This window comes from Shewanella sp. 1180_01 (genome assembly GCF_052850535.1).
On sequence record NZ_VXCT01000052.1, the window covers coordinates 14,693 to 35,811 of the forward strand.

Annotated in this window: 15 protein-coding genes and 1 pseudogene; 14 read left to right on the forward strand and 2 right to left on the reverse strand. The window is 48.3% G+C overall.

What is annotated here, in order from left to right; genetic code table 11:
• The first annotated feature begins 133 nt into the window (after positions 1 to 133).
• Positions 134 to 780, forward strand: a pseudogene (locus tag FW758_RS19805) (DUF938 domain-containing protein).
• 50 nt (positions 781 to 830) lie between these two features.
• On the opposite strand, the gene FW758_RS19810 reads toward FW758_RS19805, so the two are convergent.
• Positions 831 to 1,409, reverse strand: coding sequence for a DUF4440 domain-containing protein (locus tag FW758_RS19810; protein ID WP_446446289.1), 579 nt, complete (start codon positions 1,407 to 1,409; stop codon positions 831 to 833).
• A gap of 458 nt (positions 1,410 to 1,867) precedes the next feature.
• Here FW758_RS19810 and FW758_RS19815 point away from each other — a divergent pair, with 458 nt between their 5' ends.
• Positions 1,868 to 3,856, forward strand: coding sequence for a TonB-dependent receptor domain-containing protein (locus FW758_RS19815; protein WP_446446290.1), 1,989 nt, complete (start codon positions 1,868 to 1,870; stop codon positions 3,854 to 3,856).
• A gap of 153 nt (positions 3,857 to 4,009) precedes the next feature.
• Here FW758_RS19815 and FW758_RS19820 read toward each other — a convergent pair whose 3' ends face one another.
• Complete coding sequence (locus tag FW758_RS19820; RefSeq protein WP_446446291.1) at positions 4,010 to 6,019, reverse strand: ATP-dependent DNA helicase; 2,010 nt, start codon at positions 6,017 to 6,019, stop codon at positions 4,010 to 4,012.
• 1,116 nt (positions 6,020 to 7,135) lie between these two features.
• Here FW758_RS19820 and hisG point away from each other — a divergent pair.
• The 12 genes from hisG (at position 7,136) to FW758_RS19880 (ending at position 20,979) form a co-directional block, all read left to right on the forward strand.
• A complete protein-coding gene (gene hisG / locus FW758_RS19825; protein WP_268649218.1) occupies positions 7,136 to 8,035 on the forward strand; it encodes an ATP phosphoribosyltransferase in 900 nt (299 codons plus the stop codon).
• Between the two features lie 3 nt (positions 8,036 to 8,038).
• Positions 8,039 to 9,340, forward strand: a complete 1,302-nt coding sequence (gene hisD / locus FW758_RS19830; RefSeq protein ID WP_446446292.1) for a histidinol dehydrogenase — start codon at positions 8,039 to 8,041, stop codon at positions 9,338 to 9,340.
• Between the two features lie 44 nt (positions 9,341 to 9,384).
• Entirely contained in the window at positions 9,385 to 10,584 is a 1,200-nt protein-coding gene (gene hisC / locus FW758_RS19835; RefSeq protein WP_446446293.1) for a histidinol-phosphate transaminase, read from the forward strand.
• Positions 10,585 to 10,685: 101 nt separating this feature from the next.
• Positions 10,686 to 11,777 carry a bifunctional histidinol-phosphatase/imidazoleglycerol-phosphate dehydratase HisB gene (hisB, locus tag FW758_RS19840; protein ID WP_342897208.1) on the forward strand — a complete coding sequence of 364 codons (1,092 nt, stop codon included), beginning with the start codon at positions 10,686 to 10,688 and terminating at the stop codon, positions 11,775 to 11,777.
• 31 nt (positions 11,778 to 11,808) lie between these two features.
• Positions 11,809 to 12,603 carry an imidazole glycerol phosphate synthase subunit HisH gene (gene hisH / locus FW758_RS19845; protein ID WP_342897209.1) on the forward strand — a complete coding sequence of 265 codons (795 nt, stop codon included), beginning with the start codon at positions 11,809 to 11,811 and terminating at the stop codon, positions 12,601 to 12,603.
• Positions 12,604 to 12,673: 70 nt separating this feature from the next.
• Complete coding sequence (gene hisA, locus FW758_RS19850) at positions 12,674 to 13,411, forward strand: 1-(5-phosphoribosyl)-5-[(5-phosphoribosylamino)methylideneamino]imidazole-4-carboxamide isomerase (protein WP_342897210.1); 738 nt, start codon at positions 12,674 to 12,676, stop codon at positions 13,409 to 13,411.
• Positions 13,393 to 14,166 (forward strand): imidazole glycerol phosphate synthase subunit HisF, encoded by a 774-nt coding sequence (gene hisF / locus FW758_RS19855; RefSeq protein WP_006081894.1) that lies wholly within the window; start codon positions 13,393 to 13,395, stop codon positions 14,164 to 14,166. Before hisA ends, hisF begins: the two co-directional genes overlap by 19 nt.
• Positions 14,167 to 14,220: 54 nt before the next feature.
• Entirely contained in the window at positions 14,221 to 14,862 is a 642-nt protein-coding gene (gene hisIE / locus FW758_RS19860; protein WP_012089368.1) for a bifunctional phosphoribosyl-AMP cyclohydrolase/phosphoribosyl-ATP diphosphatase HisIE, read from the forward strand.
• A 541-nt stretch (positions 14,863 to 15,403) separates the two neighbouring features.
• Positions 15,404 to 16,591 (forward strand): aromatic amino acid transport family protein, encoded by a 1,188-nt coding sequence (locus FW758_RS19865; protein WP_446446294.1) that lies wholly within the window; start codon positions 15,404 to 15,406, stop codon positions 16,589 to 16,591.
• Positions 16,592 to 16,921: 330 nt separating this feature from the next.
• Positions 16,922 to 20,377: a YdbH domain-containing protein gene (locus FW758_RS19870; protein WP_446446295.1), complete on the forward strand. Its 3,456-nt coding sequence runs from the start codon at positions 16,922 to 16,924 to the stop codon at positions 20,375 to 20,377.
• 13 nt (positions 20,378 to 20,390) lie between these two features.
• The gene (locus FW758_RS19875; protein WP_446446296.1) at positions 20,391 to 20,618 is read left to right on the forward strand and encodes a YnbE family lipoprotein; all 228 of its coding nucleotides are present in this window, start codon (positions 20,391 to 20,393) and stop codon (positions 20,616 to 20,618) included.
• Between the two features lie 25 nt (positions 20,619 to 20,643).
• Complete coding sequence (locus FW758_RS19880; protein WP_446446297.1) at positions 20,644 to 20,979, forward strand: YdbL family protein; 336 nt, start codon at positions 20,644 to 20,646, stop codon at positions 20,977 to 20,979.
• Positions 20,980 to 21,119: the final 140 nt, after the last annotated feature.

A 21,119-nucleotide genomic window follows, 5' to 3' on the forward strand; every position in this document is an offset into this window, starting at 1 on the left:
GAATGGCTTCTGCTTGAAGAACCTAGGATTAAAGCGTGGCTCATTTTATCTTTTAAGCCTTATGCTTTTTGCTGGTTTAAGATAGGCTTGTGCGGCGTCATCCTCTTTTAATCTCAGCAACCTCGAGTCCATTATGCCACTATTGCCAACTGTCCAGCCACTTACCCAACTGCCGTTTTCCCAAGCGTGCGAAAACAACAAAGCGCCGATTTTAGCCGTATTAACGCAGGCATTCTCACTCAACCAACATATACTCGAGATCGGCAGTGGTACCGGCCAACATGCCGTTTTTTTGCTGCCAATCTTCCCCATTTAATCTGGCAAACCAGCGATCAAGCTGAGTATATTGAGGTCATTCGCGCAAGATGCGAGCAAGAAGGCGAGCTATTCAATGCTGGGGCAAATCTAGCTTTACCGCTTATCCTTGATGTTACCGCGCCATGGCCAGTGGAGGGATTAACACCTGATATTGATGGCGTATTTACTGCGAACACTTTGCATATTATGAGCAAAAATATGGTTGAAGCGTTTTTTACTGGTCTTGGTCTGTATCTTCCCCAACTCAAGACCCTGTGTATTTACGGCCCCTTTAACTACCAAGGCGAATTTAGCAGTGACAGCAATCGCCAGTTTGATAGCTTTTTAAAACAGCGGAATCCAGCCAGCGGCATTCGCGATATCGAATGGATTTGCAGTTTAGCCAGCGAGCAAGGCTTAACACTGAAGCAAGATGTGGCTATGCCCGCAAATAATCGATTACTGCATTTTGTTAGAGGCTAGCATTTTGTTAAAGGCTAGTTTTTGTTAAAGGCTAGCTTTAGTATCGTGGTTTAGTCAGTTTTGGCCTCAGCGATTCTGTGCCCATAACTCAGCACTCGGGTGGCTTTCCACTGTTCGCCCTGTTTGCGCCACACAATGACAAAGTCGGCTAGACCATCACAGCTGCCGGTTTCAAAACTGCAAAAACGGTGAACGCCTTGCTCTATTGCGCCAAACTCTTTCACCGGAAACACTTTCATCGTGCCCGCGACTAACTCGCGGCGGTAATGGCCACAGGCATATTTTTCGGTATTGGCGATCATATCCTTGCGGTTCCACGTCACGCCACCTGTGTCGTGGTAAAACTCCACATTTTCAGTGAAAAACGCCGCGTGTTTCTCAAGTTCAGCGGGGGCTGCGCACTTATTGAAACTGTCGAACACGGCAAAATCCACCGCTGCAATTTGAGTCGCTAACGTATCAGCTAACGCAGTAGCGGGTTGCGCAGTGCCTGCATGTGAAGCCTCAGCGGTTTTAACTGATGCTGCTTTAGCTAATGCGGACGCATCTGTGGCAACAGCGGGTTCGGTAGTGGCGAGTGACAAAGTTAAAACGACAACTGTGGCTAAGCTATAAAATGCTGGATTCATATTCTCTCCGTGAATGTTGGCTGTAAATTTTTATGGCGACGATGCACATCACAAAACTGCATAGCGCCACAAATCTGAAGCAGAAGTATCAGCAAAGCGTATGCCAATTAAATTATCTTTTTAAATCAGAATAATATAATTAAAACTTGAATTTCCCTGCAGCATCTGCAGACAATTTATGGCTAGTTTCACTATCTTTTCGCGATTTACCCCACCTCAGCGTTTAGCCTTTTCGCATTAGCTATTTCGTATTCGCTGATCACACTCGCTTTCTCATATTTGTTTCTCAGCAACATCAGCTTGGTAGTGCAAGCAGCCCCCTCAACAGACATACCCGCTATCATACTGTTATTAAAGAGTAAAATTTACATAGTCTTTACACAAAAGCGGGATCTGCGCTCTTGATGCACTATTTAAGAATAATTATCATTCGCCGAAATTACCCAAGGAAGAATGATATGTCCCGATTTATCCGCCGTACTCGCCTAATCTGTCACGCATCTGCCACAAAATCGACTCTTACGCTGAACCGCCTATCGCGCGCCATTGGCTTAAGCCTGTTGTTACCCGCTGCATGGGCAACTGCCGCAGCTCCCCAAGATGCCACAGCAGAAATGGAACGTATGGTGATCACAGCTACGCAAACTCAGCATTCGGAACTGTCGGCGCCCGCTTCTGTGTCTGTGATAAACCGCAGTGAACTTGAAACGCTAGTGATTGACGATCTGGCCAGCGCAGTGCGTTATTTACAGGGTGTGAACATCAGCGAAGGCACGCCCTATGGTCGCAATGAAATTAGCCTGCGCGGACTGGATTCGGACTACACGCTGATCTTAATCAACGGCCGCCGAGTCAACTCCCGCGAAGCACTAACCTCCGGTTATGGCAACGATTTTGACTTATCATCCATTCCTATGTCTGCGATTGAGCGTATCGAAGTCGTGCGCGGGCCCATGTCATCCCTGTATGGCTCCGAAGCTTTAGGCGGTGTGGTTAACGTGATTTTGCGCCAACCCACTGACGACTGGCAGACCAGTGTCGGCGTGCAATACGATACGCCCACCAGCGGCAAAGGCGGCGACAGCACTAAGTACAATTTCTACACTAGCGGCGCGCTGATCAAAGATAAATTACTGGCAAACTTAATCGTCGACAGCAATCAACGCGATGCCTGGCGCTCAGATTTAAAACCCACAATCGATGCGTTAGAAGACAGAGATGAAATCAGCGCCCTCGCTAACCTGCAATGGTTGATTGATAGCCAGCAAGATCTGCAATTTGATTTAAGTTACGCCAACGACGAACGCGAGTCGGATTGGAATAACTACGGCACTATCCTCACCAATAACCAACAAGCCGAGCGGATAAGCTCAGGTTTAACCCACAATGGCCACTGGAATTGGGGCGATACTCGCCTGCGCTATTACTATGAAAATGTTGAGGTGACTGACGACTCCGCGCTGATCGCCGAGATTGGGCATATCACCCAAACCAACCACAATCTCGACGGCCAAACCACAGTCTTACTGGGGGATCACATGTTAACCAGCGGCGCGGAATACCGTTGGACTCAACTTGAAAACAGCCGCAACATTTTAGGCGATGGCACCTTAGACGACAGCCAGTCGGCCTTGTATCTGCAAGATGAATTTAGCTTAGGCGAACTCAATATCACTTTGGGCGGGCGCGTCGATCACCACGATGTGTACGGCACCGAATTTAGCCCACGCATGTATTTAGTGTATAACTTAAGCTCTGAATGGGTGATCAAAGGCGGCGGTGGCAAAGCCTTTAAAGCGCCAAATATGTCACAGTCTCAAGCCGATTATATTATCCCCGCTTGTCGCGGCGCCTGTACCGTCGCGGGCAATCCAGATTTACAAGCCGAAACCTCAGTGAATTACGAGTTATCGACCCAATATCAAACCACGGATTTTGGTGGCTCAATCACCTACTTCCACAATGATGTGGAAAATAAAATCATCACAGAAACCTGGGATAGAACGCCCGGCGCAGTGTTGACTTACCAAAACGTGAACGAAGCTAAGATCACTGGTTGGGAACTGCAGGCTTGGTACGATGTAAGTGACACGGTCAGCATTCGCGGTAATTACAGTAAAACCGATGCCGAAGATAAGCAAAATGGCGCGCCTTTTACCTTAACGCCGGATGACAGCTACAACCTGAAACTGCAATGGCAGGCATTGGAGGGCTTATCCACCTTTATCGCCTACCACTATACTGGCGATCAGTATTTGCGCACCAATGTAAAATCGACGGGTTATGGTTCACTCGACCTAGGCGTAAATTACCAAATCAATCCTATGTTCAGAGTCAAACTCGGCGTCACTAACCTCACGGATGCAGAGCGCGACCAAGTGGCTACCGATCTGGATTACATCCAAAAGAGTCGCAGTATTTATGCGGGCGTAACGGCAAGTTTCTGATAACAATCTGCCACACATGGATTTATCTAGGTGAAAATGGGCTTGCGAAACTATCGCAAGCCCGTTTTTTATGAATTCAGTTTTAAGCTGTCGAACTTTTAGAACACTTCCTCAAGCGAGCAGCCTTAAGGGATTTGTTTTATGGGATCGGCTTTAAGGGATCTGTCTTAAAAATTCCAGCGCTTTATCTAGGTCACGGGTACGCGCCATCGGCGGCAGTGAGTTTAAAAAGGCTTGGCCATAGTAGCGATTCACGATGCGATTATCACAAAGGATCAGCACACCGCGATCTTTTTCATCACGAATAAGACGGCCAACACCTTGTTTCAGCGCAATAATCGCCTGAGGTAACGAGACTTCAGTAAAGGGATCGAGTCCTTGACGACTCACATTATCGGCTCGGGCACGATACAGGGGCTCATCGGGCGACACAAAAGGTAATTTGTCGATAATCACGCAGCTTAACAATTTGCCGCGCACATCCACCCCTTCCCAAAAACTGCTGGTGCCGAGCAATACCGCATTGCCGAGTTGGCGAAACTTAGTCAGCAGACTCTGTTTACCCGCTTGACCTTGTACCAGCAGCGGATAATGAGTGCGAGTTCGCAGTGCCAACGCTGCTTGTTCGAGCATTTTATGGCTGGTAAATAAAATAAAGGTGCGTCCCTGGGCCGCATCTATCGCCTGCACGCACACCTCCACCAGCTGTTTTAACGCTTGCTGTTGGTTAGTCACGCTGCCAAGTTGTCTCGGTACACAAAATACCGCTTGGCGCGGATAATCAAAGGGACTGTCGAGAATGCTTTGCTGCGCATCGACGATGCCCATTTCTCGAGCGAAATGGGCAAGGCTGCGGTTAACCTGCAAGGTTGCCGAGGTAAATATCCAGCTAGTTTCAGGCACAAATAACTGCTGGCACTCACGGGCAATATTGATCGGTGAAATTCGCAGCACCACAAAACGACTACCAAATTCAATGCTGTAGGCCGCCAGATTGTTATTGCAGTTAAAAAACACACTGAGCTTATTATTCAGCTCCGCCAACTTGATGGCGATATCATCTAACAATTCACTGCGGCCAATATGGGCCATTAATAAATTCTGCAGCGCAGTTAATTCCGCTAATAAATCCCACGACGCCGCCGCGAGCGCTTTATTTCCCAGCACTAAACGCCAGTCGGATTCATCGCAGGAATATAACTGATTATGCCAGTCACTTAATTTAGCGAGGCAACGCTGACAAAATTGGGCGAGTTGCCCCGTGTCACTGAGTTCGGTCTGATAAATAGCGAGTAGCTTTTGAATAAAATCATCGATAGTGCGACTCGAACATTGCTGGCCAAAATAGTTAACGCAAATATTGGGTAATAAATGCGCTTCATCGAAAATCACCACGTCGGGATCGGGTAATAACTCGGCAAAACCCGTGTCTTTGAGTACGCTATCGGCGAAAAATAAATGGTGGTTAACCACAATAATTTTGGCATCCATAGCACGGCTGCGCGCCTTGCGGGTAAAGCAGGCATCATAAAAATCGCAGCGCTTACCAATACAGCTTTCTTTAGTACTGACTACGAGCGGCAACGCCGAGGAATTCTCAGGTACTGAGGTTAAACCGCCAATATCACCATCTTTACAGGTGCTCGCCCACTGATTGATTTTCAACAAATCATCCAACAAACGCGCATCGATATGTGTCGCCTCGCTCATTTGCTTATCGAGTCGCCACTGGCACAGATAATTATTACGCCCCTTTAGCAGTGCCAGTTTAGGCTCAATCCCCAACATGGCGACCAGCGCGGGTAAGTCTTTAAAAAACAACTGCTCTTGCAGATTTTTACTGCCCGTACTGACGATAACTTGCTTGCCGCTCAATATCGCGGGGATCAAATATGCAAAGGTTTTACCCACCCCTGTGCCCGCCTCAATCACCACATTACTCTTAGACGCTATCGCCTCACTCACTTGCTGCGCCATTTGCATTTGGCTTGTTCGCGCACTAAATCCTTGAATATGCTTAGACAATACTCCATCGGGCAAAAATGCGCGTTGCACTTCGGCAGCGAGTCGGCTCACCGCAACAGCGCCTTTTGCGGCAGCAGGCTTAGCCACTGTTTCTTTAGAGGAAGCATGCTTTGAGTTAGGTTGGCGGGAGCGAGTCAAAGGGAGAATCAATCCTTTATCAAGGTGTTAGATAGCGTTATAAAAAATGTAGTAAGGCCACACTATAAGCTGCTGCGAGGCTGCTGAGCGAGTGCATTGTGATGATTTTTTAGCCACACGCACTGGTTAGTACCGCAAACCGCGGCCGTAAACAATAGCGTCAAGCTTAACGGCTCGAAGCATTATGCTGATTTGAGATAAGACTACAAGTTAGCAAGGATAATTTCGCGGGTTCTTTCCCTCGCGCCATACATGAGCCGCCATTTAAAGCTGTTCATTATGGGTAGTCAGTTTTGATACAAAGCTCCCAAAACAAGATACTTGAGTACGCGCAGCATTAATTGCCATTGCTTCCCCAGTGACTCGCCATAAACTCGTCGCTGAAGGCTCGACGGCGGCATATATGGATATATTGACGGCGTGTCACTGGAATGACTGTGCTTAATGATTACATACACATTGACTTCACGACTTTCTCGGTCATTGGAACAGATTACGCTGATACTAGTTCGGCACGACTTACCAACACATTTCGGTCCACTTTCAACATCCCCTCAACAAATATGCTCAATGGCTTTATTTAGCGATAACCCTCTGCCTTTCACAAAAACGCATAAATATTCTCATTTAATTCAAAATTGCTATTGCAAAGGCTCATAAAAGCGGTTAGTTTAAATCCACTTATACGGATAGACGTCCGTAACAACGCATTCAACGCTTCACTGTATTTCGACTGCAATTTATTTCGAACAGTTAAGCCAATAAAGCTAAATACCGAGAGAGTAAAATGAGCCCACTACTGAACGCTATCCACCATCACCACCATATGCGGTAGCCTTCGGACGCTCACTGCCGGAGGACTATATCCTTCTGGCGGACTGATTCAAGATGATCATAAACCCCTGGAAGGAATTCCGGGGGTTTTTTGCATTTAGGCGTTAATTTTGGTTTTAATTTAAATAGCAATTTTAGATATTTTACAAATTTTCAATACGTTAGCTAGAACACTTAACTAGAGACCTTAGCTAAAGCCCATTGAACGGCAAGGCGTATTAAACCGATTAAACAACACATTTTGAATCTTTTAATTTTGATACTTTTGAGCGAGATAACACTATGACTGAATCGAACCGTTTACGCATCGCCATCCAAAAATCTGGCCGTCTTTCTACTGACTCTCAGCAACTGCTAAAAAGCTGTGGTGTTAAATTTTCCATTAATGAACAACGCCTTATCGCTCACGCCGACAATATGCCTATCGATTTACTGCGCGTTCGTGATGATGATATCCCAGGATTGGTGATGGACGGCGTGGTTGATATGGGGATTATCGGTGAAAATGTGCTCGAAGAAGAACAAATCGAGCGTCAGACACTGAACAAACCCGCAGATTGCCTCAAACTGCGTCAGTTAGATTTCGGCTCATGTCGCCTCTCGTTAGCCGTACCAACAGAATTCAGTTACGCCGATGCCTCCTCGTTAGAAGGATTACGCATCGCCACTTCTTACCCGAACCTGCTGCGCCGTTTTATGCAACAAAAAGGCATAACTTATCGAGACTGTATGTTAAAAGGCTCGGTTGAAGTCGCCCCACGTGCCGGCCTTGCCGATGGTATTTGTGATCTCGTGTCGACGGGCGCTACCTTAGAAGCCAACGGCTTATACGAAACCGAAGTGATTTACCGCTCTATGGCCTGCATCATTCAATCGGCCCAAACCCAAACACCGACTAAACAAGCACTCATCGACAAGATTCTGTCCCGCGTCAATGGCGTTATCCGCGCCCGTGAGAGCAAATACATCCTGCTGCACGCGCCAACCGAAACCTTAGATCAAATCGTCGCCCTGCTGCCCGGCGCTGAAAACCCAACCGTATTGCCATTAAATGATGATACTAACCGCGTCGCTATCCACGCCGTCAGTACTGAAGATTTGTTCTGGGATACCATGGAACAGCTAACCGCACTCGGTGCCAGCTCAATTCTGGTGATGCCAATCGAAAAAATGATGGGGTAATGTATGGAAATCCTAACTTGGCCAACCTTATCAACCACAGAGCAGAAAACGGCGCTGAAACGCTCGCCCTTAATTGGTGATAGCGGCTTAGAGCAAAGCGTTCGTGCCATTCTCGATGCGGTGGCAACGCGGGGTGATGCCGCCATTCAAGAATTTAATCAAAAATTTGATGGTTTCAATAGCGCTAAGATTGGTGAGCTGCGCATGGGCGAAGCTGAAATAGCTGCGGCAAGCGCACGGGTATCGCCAGAGCTGAAAGCGGCGATATCCAAAGCCATGGCGAACATAGATGTGTTTCACAGCGCCCAGCAATTTCGCCCAATTGATATGGAAACCGAGGCGGGAGTACGCTGTGAGCTACGTAACGAACCGATTGAAAAAGTGGGTTTATATATCCCCGGTGGCAGCGCGCCATTAATTTCTACCGTGATGATGCTTGCCCTGCCCGCCAAGATCGCCGGCTGCGAACAAAGAGTATTGGTCAGCCCACCGCCGATCAACGATGCAATTATCTATGCCGCCAATGCCTGTGGGATCACTGAAATCTATCAAGTGGGCGGCGCGCAGGCCATTGCGGCACTGGCCTTTGGCACGGAAACGATTCCGGCGGTTGATAAGATTTTTGGCCCAGGTAACCGCTATGTGACTGAAGCTAAACGCTTAGTGTCACAGGATGGTCGCTGCACTGTGTGTATCGATATGCCAGCAGGCCCTTCTGAGGTGTTGGTGATTGCCGATAGCGACGCAAATTGCGAATTTATCGCCGCCGATTTGCTTTCGCAAGCTGAGCACGGCCCTGATTCACAAGTGATTTTAGTGACAGATTCGCAAGCTATCGCGGACGGCGTGAATTACGCACTGACAAGACAACTCGCCGTCCTGCCGCGTTGTGATATCGCGGCAACGGCGCTACTGAGCAGTCGCACTTTTGTTGTTGACGATATGCTGCAAGCCGCGCAGGTTTCTAATCAATATGGGCCTGAGCACTTGATCATTCAAACGCGCTTTCCACGTGAGGTATTGAAAAACATTCGCGCCGCTGGCTCAGTGTTTTTAGGCGCTTATACACCTGAATCAGTTGGCGATTATGCCAGTGGCACCAACCACGTGCTGCCGACTTACGGTTACAGCCGCGCCGTGTCGAGCCTGTCATTAGCCGATTTTAGCCGCCGCTTTACCGTGCAGGAACTCAGCGCTAAGGGCTTAATCGGATTGGGGCAAGCGGTCATGACGTTAGCCAGTAACGAATTGCTCGATGCGCACAAAAATGCCGTAGCCATTCGTCTAGCTAGCCTAGAGAAATGATCCGCTTAATCTTAAGTGATTGAAAATAGAGCTGAGTGAAGAAAATGAGCCAAGTGAGCAGCATGGAAAAAACAGCAGAACCCGCAGCATTAGCATCGATGTTAGCACCATCAACGTTAGCGCAATCGGCGTCGCTAAATTTAGCAGAGCGCCTAGCGCGCCCTGAGTTACTGGATTTAACGCCCTACCAGAGTGCCCGCAGGCTGGGCGGTCGTGGTGATATTTGGATCAATGCCAACGAATCCCCCTTCAATAATGTCGATACGGCAGCACTCGATTTATCAAAATTGAATCGTTACCCAGAATGCCAACCGCCGCAGCTTATCAATGCCTACAGCGAATACAGTGGCGTAAGCGCCAGTAAGATAGTCGCCAGCCGCGGCGCCGATGAAGCGATTGAACTGTTAATTCGCGCCTTTTGTATTCCAGGCGTCGACAGCATCGCCTGCTTTGGCCCGACATACGGCATGTATGCCATCAGCGCGAACACCTTTAACGTGGGCGTTAAAGCGTTAAATCTCAGCGCGGAATATGGCTTGCCGACAAGCTATGCCGAGGACGTTCGCGGCGCAAAACTGGTGTTTATCTGCAATCCCAATAATCCGACCGGGACTGTGATCGACAAAGCCATTATCGAGCAAGCAATCAAAGCCCTGCCCGACGTGCTTGTGGTGATCGATGAGGCCTATATTGAGTTTTGCCCTGAATACAGTGTGGCGGATTTACTGGAAAGCTATCCGAATCTAGTGGTACTGCGCACCCTGTCAAAAGCCTTTGCACTCGCCGGCGCACGCTGTGGTTTTATGCTGGCAAATGAGGCAGTGGTCGAAATCATTATGCGCGTAATTGCGCCCTATCCTGTGCCGCTACCCGTGAGTGAAGTCGCCACCCAAGCACTATCAAGCGCTGGCGTTGCGCGGATGAAAGTGCAAGTTGCTGAATTAAATGAGCAAGGCGCCAGACTCACAGCGGCGATCAGCGCTTATTGTTCAAAATCGAATAGTTCAGATTCGCGCGCCCGCGTGCTTAAGCCTAACGGCAATTATGTGCTGGCTGAATTTGATGATGTCGCCAAGGTCGCGGCGTTACTGCAAGGCAGCGGCGTTGTCGCCCGCGCCTACAAAGACCCAAGGCTTGCCAAGGCTATCCGCTTTAGCTTTAGTTCAAAGGCGGATACCGATGTGTTAGTGAATTTATTTGAATCGCAACACACTGAGCAGTCACCAGAAACGAATAATAAGTAACTGAACATAAAAACTAATAAAACCAATAAAAAGCGAATGCCGCGCTGAAGGTAAAATCAGCTTAAGCATTGGCTAAAAGAATTGAATTTGAAGGTAGAGCCATGAACCCACAATTTATCCCGAACGTTGCACAAAAAATTCTGTTTATCGACCGCGATGGCACCTTGATTGAAGAGCCCGTCACCGACAAACAGGTCGATAGTCTGGCTAAATTAGTGTTCGAGCCACAGGTGATCCCCGCTTTGCTCCGTCTGCAAAAGGCGGGATTTCGTTTAGTCATGGTCAGCAATCAAGACGGCCTTGGCACACCGTCTTTCCCGCAGGAAGATTTCGACGCCCCCCACAATATGATGATGCAAATCCTCAAAAGCCAAGGGGTGAACTTCGAAGATGTGGTGATTTGCCCGCACTTTAACGATGAAAATTGCAGCTGCCGTAAACCTAAGCTGGGACTAGTAAAAGACTATCTCACCCAAGGCTGCATCGATTTCACCCAATCAGCTGTGATTGGTGATCGCGAAACCGATGTGGAACTCGGCAATGCCATGGGCATTAAAAGCCTGAAATATCAACGCGACACTTTGGGCTGGAACGCCATCGCCGATGCGCTGCTCAATAAAGGCCGCACCGCGACGGTCGTGCGTACCACCAAAGAAACCGATATTCGTGTGACTGTGGATCTAGACAGCCCCGTTAAAGGTAAAATAGACACTGGCATTGGCTTTTTCGATCATATGCTCGATCAAATTGCCACCCACGGTAATTTTAGAATGGATGTGAAAGTCGATGGCGATTTAGAAATCGACGATCACCACAGCGTCGAAGACACTGCGCTAGCCATAGGTGATGCCCTGCGCCAAGCGCTCGGTGACAAACGCGGCATTGCCCGTTTCGGCTTTAGCCTGCCAATGGACGAAGCCAAGGGCGAATGCCTGCTGGATATCTCTGGCCGTCCTTTTATTAAGTTCTCAGCCGATTTTGAACGTGAGCACGTAGGTGAAATGGCCACAGAAATGGTGCCACACTTCTTCCGCTCCTTTGCCGATGGCCTGCGCTGTACGCTGCATCTGTCGACGCAGGGCGATAACGATCACCACAAGGTTGAAGCCCTGTTTAAAGTGCTCGGCCGCGCGCTGCGCCAAGCGGTTAAAGTCGAAGGCGATATTCTGCCATCGAGCAAAGGCGTACTTTAAGGCATCAGCATAAATCGTTTAAGAGGTTAGGATGCAACAAGACACTCTATTAACAGCTGGTCAGCAATTAACAGCAAATGAATCACCAGATGCTGAAACCGTCATCATAGACACGGGCTGCGCCAATTTAAACTCAGTACGTTTCGCCTTCGAGCGTTTAGGCGCTAAGGTATTGGTCACAGACGATAAAGCCAAAATCAAAGCGGCAAAACGTGTGGTGCTGCCGGGTGTAGGCACAGCGGGTGTAGCCATGGCGTCCTTGCATGAAAAAGGCTTAGTCGAACTCATCCAAGGCCTGACTCAACCGGTGCTAGGCGTGTGCCTTGGCATGCAAATGTTGGCGACGATTTCTAAGGAGCGCGGCGGCAAAGGTCAAGATTGTGAGTGCTTAGGCATAATCCCAACCGACATTTGTGAGCTGGATACGCAGTTACTCAAAGCTGAAAGCCTACCTTTGCCACACATGGGTTGGAACCAACTTAAGCTAACAACAAAGTCACAAGGCGCCAACAGCCCTAACGTTCACCCGCTGTTTGCGGGTATTGAAGATGGCAGTTATGTATATTTCGTCCACAGTTACCGCGCGCCGTTGAGCGAATTCACCTTAGCCGAATGTACTTATGGTGAAGGTTTTAGCGCCGCCATTGGCAAAGGCAACTTTATGGGCGTGCAGTTCCACCCCGAAAAAAGTGCCGCCGTGGGCGCGCAAATTCTGCGTAACTTTTTACAGATGGACGAGTTACAGATGAACGAAGCTCTGATGAACAAAGCGCTGCGAAGCAACTCTGCTGATGGCCAAGCGGGTGTAAATAAGGCTGACCAATGAATATATTACTCATCAAAAAACCAGTTATTAATAAATCACTTATAAACAAATCAATCAAGGATGTGAGCTTATGATTATTCCTGCAATTGATTTAATTGATGGCAATGTTGTCCGCCTCTATCAAGGTGATTTCGGCCAGCAGACCACCTTTGATTTAAGTCCTTTGGCGCAGCTGCAATCCTACGAGGCTCAAGGCGCGAAGTGGTTGCATATCGTTGATTTAACAGGCGCGAAAGATCCCGCTAAACGCCAAACTCGCCTTATCAGTCAACTCGTGGCGGGACTAAACGCTAATATTCAAGTTGGCGGTGGCATTCGCACGGAAGAACAAGTCACTGAATTATTAAATATCGGCGTAAAACGTGTGGTAATTGGCTCGCTGGCAGTGAAAGAACCTGAGTTAGTCAAACAATGGTTTATCAAATACGGCAGCGAAGCAATTTGCCTCGCACTCGATGTCAATATCAACCAAAGCGGCGAGAAAATTGTCGCCGTATCCGGTTGGCAAAGTGGCGGCGGTAAGAGTTTAGAATCCCTTGTAGAAACCTTTAGCGCGGTCGGCTTAAAGCATGCGCTAGTAACTGATATTAGCCGTGACGGCACCTTAACGGGCGCGAATACCGAGCTTTATCAAGAAATTGCTGCAAGTTATCCCGATATCGCTTGGCAAGCCTCCGGCGGTATTGCGACTCTTGAAGATGTTGCCGCCGTGCGTGACAGCGGCGCTGCGGGCATCATTATCGGTAAAGCCTTGCTTATCAATCAGTTTAACGTAGCGGAGGCAATCCAATGCTGGCCAAACGACTAGTTCCCTGTTTAGATGTGAAAGACGGTAAAGTAGTGAAAGGCGTGCAGTTTCGTAACCACGAAATTGTCGGTGATATCGTGCCGTTAGCCGCGCGTTATGCCGAAGAAGGCGCCGATGAGCTAGTGTTTTATGACATTACCGCCAGCGCCCACGAACGTGTGGTCGATAAATCTTGGGTGAGCCGCGTGGCGGAGCAGATTGATATTCCCTTCTGCGTGGCAGGTGGCATTAAAACCATTAGCCAAGCCCGTGAATTATTAGCCTTTGGGGCGGATAAGATTTCGATTAACTCGCCCGCCTTGACCGATCCAAGTTTAATCTCACGCCTGCAGGACGAGTTTGGCCGCCAGTGTATCGTGATTGGCATCGACTCCTTTTTCGATGCCACCAGCAACAGCTATAAGGTAAAGCAATTTACCGGCGATGAAGCGGCGACTAAGGATACGCAGTGGTTTACCCAAGACTGGGTTGAAGAAGTGCAAAAACGAGGTTGTGGTGAAATCGTGCTCAATGTGATGAACCAAGACGGCGTGCGCGGCGGTTACGATATCAAGCAGTTAAGTCTTGTTCGCGCCATCTGCGACGTGCCGTTAATTGCCTCGGGCGGCGCTGGGACTATGGCGCATTTTCGCGATGTATTTATTGAAGCCAAGGTCGATGCGGCGCTGGCAGCGAGCGTATTCCACAAGGCGATTATCAACATTGGTGAGTTAAAAGCCTACTTAGCGGCCGAAGGGATCGCGATTAGACGCTAGAGCGGTTCTAGGTTCTAGGTTCTAGGTTCTACAAACGGATTAAGAGTGAACACTATGTCAACGCAAACAAACACTAAAGCGGATTTTAGCGAGCTGGATTGGGACAAACAGGATGGGCTTATTCCTGCCGTGATCCAAAATCACTTATCGGGCAAGGTATTAATGCTCGGTTACATGGATAAGGCCGCGCTGGAAAAAACCTTGAGCACAGGTGATGTCACCTTTTTCAGCCGTTCAAAACAGCGCTTGTGGACTAAGGGTGAAACCTCAGGTAATACACTAAAGTTGGTGGCTATCGATAAAGACTGCGATAACGACAGCCTGTTAGTGCAAGTGATCCCCAACGGCCCAACCTGCCACAAAGGCACCGAAAGTTGCTGGTTAGATGACAATGCACACCCTTTCTTGAACAACCTCGCCAGCTTAATCACCTCGCGTAAAGGGCAAAGTGCCGATTCAAGCTATACAGCGTCTTTATTTGCGCGCGGCACTAAACGTATCGCCCAAAAGGTCGGGGAAGAAGGCCTTGAAACCGCCCTTGCCGCTGCGACCCACGATAAGGAAGAGTTAGTTAACGAAGCCTCAGATCTTATCTATCACTTGCTGGTATTGCTTGAAGATCAAGACTTAAGCCTCAGTGACATCACAGCAAACTTGCTGGCAAGACATGAAAAGGCGCTGCAGAGCAAAGCATAAACGGCTCACAGGCTCTGATATCACGCTAGTCGCTTACATCTAGAAATGCCGCACACTTGAGCCAAGTCTGCGGCATTTTTTATCTTGCCATAAATCTAGCTAACTCCTCTTTCCTTCCCCTCGTTGACCATAAACTCAGTGTGAGTTAGGCATGTCTTCCAGCTTAGCCACATGACAAAAAACAAACAAAATACTGTTGTAATGGTTGACAAGTACACCTCAAATCCCTAAGGTAGCCTCCGTTGCCGTTAGGTTATTAAGGCAAGGCATAAAAACACTTATCCGTTTTTACTCAACACACGCTAAGGCAAGTTTTATGTGTTTCACAGCATTTTATACTCCCTATCTGTAGCCGCAATGGCATAGATAGGCTCCCTCGCCTGACCTTCCATTGTGGCCATATCCTTTCGGATCCACTGAACGCCACTGTCTCATTTGCTTAAATCATTTTGTGCTTGAAGCGCATCAAAATCATTTAAGACAGTTGCTTTAGGATCAAATCTTTAGCTCATTTCTTGCAACACGCTTTTGAGATCATGTTATGACACAGAATAAAATTTTCGGCAGTCTGCTGCTTATCGCAGGCACCACAATCGGCGCGGGTATGCTGGCTTTGCCTATCGCTTCGGCGGGACTTGGTTTTGGTACGTCCTCCGCCATCATGTTGATCCTATGGGCGCTAATGGCCTACACGGCACTGCTAATGGTGGAAATCCATCAATTCGCCCCCAGCGATGCCAGCCTTAATCACTTGGCGCAACGCTTATTGGGCCGTAAAGGCCAGTTGATCGCCAATAGCGCCTTGATGTTTTTACTGTACGCCCTCTGCGCCGCCTACATTGCCGGTGGCGGTGAGCAAGTGAACCAAAAGCTGAGCACTTGGCTAGGGCTAAGTTTGCCACCACAGGCGGGCGCGATCCTGTTTACCCTGCTGATTGGGGCGATTGTGGGCATGGGAACCCACTGTGTGGACCTTATCAATCGCGGTTTATTTGCCCTTAAGCTATTGGCATTATTGCTTATGTTGGCCTTGTTACTGCCGCAGGTAGAAAGCCCACATTTACTCGAACTCCCACTTAACCAAGGTTTAATTATCACGGCTATTCCGGTGATTTTTACCTCCTTTGGTTTCCACGGTTCGATTCCATCAGTGGTGCGCTACTTAGGCGTTGAGGTTAAATCCCTGCGCAGGATCATGCTACTCGGCTCCGCTTTACCACTGGTCATTTATCTTTTGTGGCAAGTAGGTAGCCAAGGCGTATTGAGCCAAAGCCAATTGCTCGAAAACCAAAGTTTATCGAGCTTTATCAATCAACTGGCGAGCGAACTGCACAGCGAATACTTAAGCAGCGCGATCAGTTTGTTTGCCGATCTCGCCCTTGCGACTTCGTTTTTAGGGGTGAGTTTAGGCTTGTTTGATTTTATGGCCTCGACCTTAAGACGAGAGGATAACTTTTCTGGCCGTAGTCTGACCGCTGCCATCACCTTTTTGCCGCCCTTAGGTTTTGCGCTTTTCTACCCACAAGGTTTTATCACAGCCCTAGGTTATGCGGCGATTGCACTGGTGATCCTCGCCATCTTTTTACCTGTAGCCATGGTGTGGACACAGCGCAAGATGCGAGATGCTGCCAATCTGCCGACGGGATATCGGGTCGCGGGCGGTAAGTTTGCCCTACTGCTCGCCACACTTTGCGGAATCGTGGTGATCGCCGCGCAGATGTTTAGCTAGCTCCAATTCACTCACCAAGAGTGAGTTAACTAAAAGTTAGCTAGCTCGAATAAAAGATTAGGTACAAGAGCCTGTAAAGCTTCAACTATTGACAGCAGGCTCTTGTCTATTCGATGATCCTTTCACATTAGTCAGCTAAGTCCTTGAGTGTTAAACTGCCTCTGATGCTCATGCGCACTGCGATAGCGGCTAAGAAGACGGCTCCTAGAGTCAGTGACTAAAAAAGTACCTCAGCAAGATACCGATGCAAAGCAGGCGTGATTGTATTTGTTCAATGCTAAGGCACGAGTTTGATCAGGGCTCAGTGAAGAAGGAAAGAAATCGAACCCAATGCCAATCCACAACAAACCAAGCCGTAGCAGTGCTTCTGATAGCGAGACACCTCAACACGAGGCAACGGAGACTTCCGCTGGCCCTCCCAGTGGTGCTGCAGGTTCTGGAACGGATGCCACTGTAGCAACACAAAGCCGCCGTAAATTCCCCCTAAAAAAAACCTTATTGGCGACCAGCTTAACGGGCATCTTAGCGGGCGTGGCGTTAACTGTGTGGATTGTGAATACCCAGGCTGAAAAACTGATTATGCAGGCGGCAAACTTTGCCCTCGTAGGCATGGACAGCGAACTGATTGACATTGAATTAGGGAAAAGTCAGTTAGAACATTGGCGCATTACTTCTGCCAATCTTAGGGTGCATGACAGCCATATCACGCTTAATGATGTGAATATCCAGCTAAAACTTGACTGGCCGCAGAGCTTTACCGAGCTGAAACAGTTCAGCCAAATCGCTTACCTCACTCAAAAAATCACCCAAATCTCCACGGGTGATATTGAAGTCGAGTTAGGGCAATCGCTATTTTTACCCAATCGAAATGCCATCGATGAACAAGGCCCTGCCTTGGCCTTAGATATCAAATCATTACCCCTCATCGATATCGGTAAAACCAGCCTTATTCTTAAAGCCCACCATCTCAACACCCAAAATGATTTACCCGCCTATCGTTTGGTAATGGACAAGTTGAGCCTTAACGGCGCGGGAGAAATCAACAGCGAGTTTAGCCACGCAGGTGAAAGCATCGCCAAACTCAAAGCCACACTCGCAGCCCATCAGTGGCAACTGGCAAGTCAAATTGCACTCGCGCCGCTGCTTACAAGCTTGCATCAAATCAGCCTGAGGCAAGCGCAAGACAGTGTGCTAAGTCCGTTAACTAAGCTTGATAAAGAGTGGCAAGCGTTAGCGATTGATTTGCAAGGTCAATTAGTGTCCGACAGCCGTATTACATTAACTTCGGGCGAGCTTATCAGCCAGCACCAGTTAATTGACCCTAAGCTGACCTTTAATCAGTTGGCGGCGCTAGAACTTGCGCCTAAACCTGAGCTCGCATTTAAGATTGCTGGGCATTTAGCCGAACTTGACCTAAACCTTGAGCCCTTTACCTTAGCTGTGAGCCCCAATGCCGCGCAGCAACAGCGATTGATGCAGCTGCTCGATGAGACGCTGGCTAAACCTTTAACTCAGCCTCCATCCAACTCGGCAGCCAAGCCCGCTTCGGAGCAAGTGCAGGAACAAGTTGCAAGTCAAACAGCAGGTCAAATCGCTAAGCTTCTGTCAGGGCTCAAAAGCACAGATGCACCAGTGGGGATCGCGCTGACATTAAGTGAAGCCCTGCATTATCCGCTGACTCAAATCCAGCAAGATGCGCAGAGCCAACCGCTTAAGAATGATCCACTTGAAAATAAGCCGCTTAGGTTCAAACTTCCCAAAGTTCAGCTAAAAACCTTAGGCAGTAAACTCGATACCCAAGTCGAATTAGCCAATATTGAAGTGGAAAAATCCGCCGAAGCGCTCTCAATTAACACAGATTGGCACCTTAACGCTAAGCAAACCCGCTCACTACAGTTATCTGAATTGTGGGCGAATACTCCCCAAGGTCTCAGCTGGAATAGTAGCCAGTTAACCACTGCGGGCAAATTGAGCTTTAATCAAACGCCAAGCTCAATCGACTGGCAATTCATTACGACGCCTATCGGCGCTGCCACCCAAACACAGCAAAATGCTGGCGACACACTGCTGTTCACTGTGGGCGAGCTTAAACAGCTCAGCGCTCAAAATAAAAATGCGGCTAAACATACCGATATGAGCCTTGGCAGTATCACAATAAACGCCCTTGCGCCGCTTACCGTCAGATCGCAGCGCAACTCAAATACCAGCTCAGCACAAACTTCAGTGCCCGCGTCCGATACTGCAAACCAATTAACACTGGCCTTACCGCCTTTGAACTTGGCACTGGACCAGCTGCATTTTTCGCAAACCACACAGACGGTTGTTAGTGAAACGGCTGCTGTTGATACAAAAAAGGCTGAAACGACTACTGTTGAAACGAAAGTGACAGAAGCTAGCGCTGAAAAAAGCACAAACACGAGCATCACAACTAAAACCGACATGAGCGCGGGCAGTTTCTCGATTGCATTACAAAAAGCCATGTCATTTGAGTTTAAGCCCGAGGTCGAAGCCCCACTCGACTCGCTGCTCACAGCCACTTGGCAAAATCAACTCGCATGGCAAGCCAATCAGCTCAATATCGAAAAGCAGCTCAGCAGCAAAGGTCGCAGCCGCAAAGAAACCGTACTCAAGCTGGACAAGTTAACGCTGGCACAAAGCTTAAATTGGAAAAATAACACGCTCTTTGGTGATGAGCACTGGCAAGTGGGCACGGTTGAGCTGCAAAGCCAACACAAGCTGAACCTTGCCACTGCGAGCAAACCTTTAGTGCTGACGGGTCAATGGGTTGTCGACACTAGCATGACCGAGGCGCTGTCCTTGCTCAATCAAACCCAGCCATTGCCTGCTGAGCTTAATGTCACGGGTCATAACCAATTACAGGCACAGTTTAATTTAACCCAACAGCGCGATCAGACCCAATTTGCCATGCAAATTACCCAGTCGATGACCGAACTTGAAGGTTTTTATAAGGACACCACCTTTGAGGGGGGAAAACTGCAGGCGCAATGTGGGTTTACTTGGGGTCAATCTTATAAAAAAGAGTCTCATAAAAAGCCGCAGGATAAAGGCTATTTTAGCAGTCTCAGTAAGCTCAATTGTCCGCAGACACTGATGACCTTTAACCTGTTTGATCCTGGCTTTCCACTGACCGATATCGAAGTGGAAGCCGATATCGCCCTTGGTAAAGATGCCGAGAAACTGCCCGACAATTGGATACAACAACTCACAGGCTTAAGTGACACCGATGTTTCCATGACCGCCAAAGGTAAAGTACTCAGCGGCCAGTTCCTGCTACCAGAATTTAATCTGAAATTGCAGGATAAATCCCATGCGTATCTGCTGCTGCAGGCCATGAGTCTGGAAGAGGTTCTGCGCATTCAACCGCAAATTGGCGTCTATGCCGATGGCATATTTGATGGCGTATTACCCGTCGATTTAATCAACGGCAAAGTCTCGATCACAGGCGGTCAATTAGCCGCCCGCGCCCCCGGTGGCTTAATCGCCATTTCGGGTAATCCGGCGGTTGAACAAATGCGCCAATCTCAGCCATACCTAGACTTTGTCTTTTCGACGCTAGAACACTTACAATACAGTCAATTATCGAGCAGCTTTGACATGGACCAAGCCGGTGATGCTAAGCTACTCGTCGAAGTGAAAGGCCGCAGCCAAGGGGTTGAACGCCCTATTCACTTGAATTACTCTCATGAAGAGAACATGCTGCAATTATTTAGAAGTCTGCAAATTGGTAATGACTTGCAGGACAGAATCGAAAAATCAGTGAAGTAACAAGGAAACCTCAGTGAAGATAATTCAATTACAGCAAGTTAGCCTAGGTGCCCGACGCGCGCTTGTCGCATTGTTCGCACTGTTCGCACTCGCCGCATTGCAGGGCTGTGCGCCCACAGTAAAAATAGAACCGCCGGATAAACCTATCGTGATCAATCTCAATGTGAAAATTGAACATGAGATACGGATCAAAGTGGATAAGGAATTAGATCAACTCCTGTCAGACGATAAGCTGTTCTAATTTATTAAGAATTGAGGAATACACTATGAAATCAATCCGACTAAAAACAAAGTTAATATTGCTATTAACCCTCAGCTTCTTAAGCCTAAGCGCCTTTGCCATGTCACTTCAAGAAGCTAAATCACAGGGCTATTTAGGCGAACAAGCCAACGGCTACTTAGGATTAGTGCAAGCCAATCCCGAAGCCAAAGCCGTGATGGACGACGTAAATAACAAACGTCGCGCCCACTACGAAACCATTGCCAAGAAGAACAAACTCTCCCCCGCCGACGTCGCTAAACTCGCCGGTGAAAAAGCCATAGCCGCCACAGATAAAGGCAACTATGTGCAAGATGCCAAAGGCAAATGGATTAAAAAGTAGTCCGCTTTCTAAGCGCTCTAGCGCATAAAAGCAAAACGAATAGAAATAAACAAAACGCCTGCAATAGCAGGCGTTTTCATTAGTGGTCGATAAAGGGAATGATTTGCTGGCCAATACCTTTGAGCGAGGATCTAGATTTT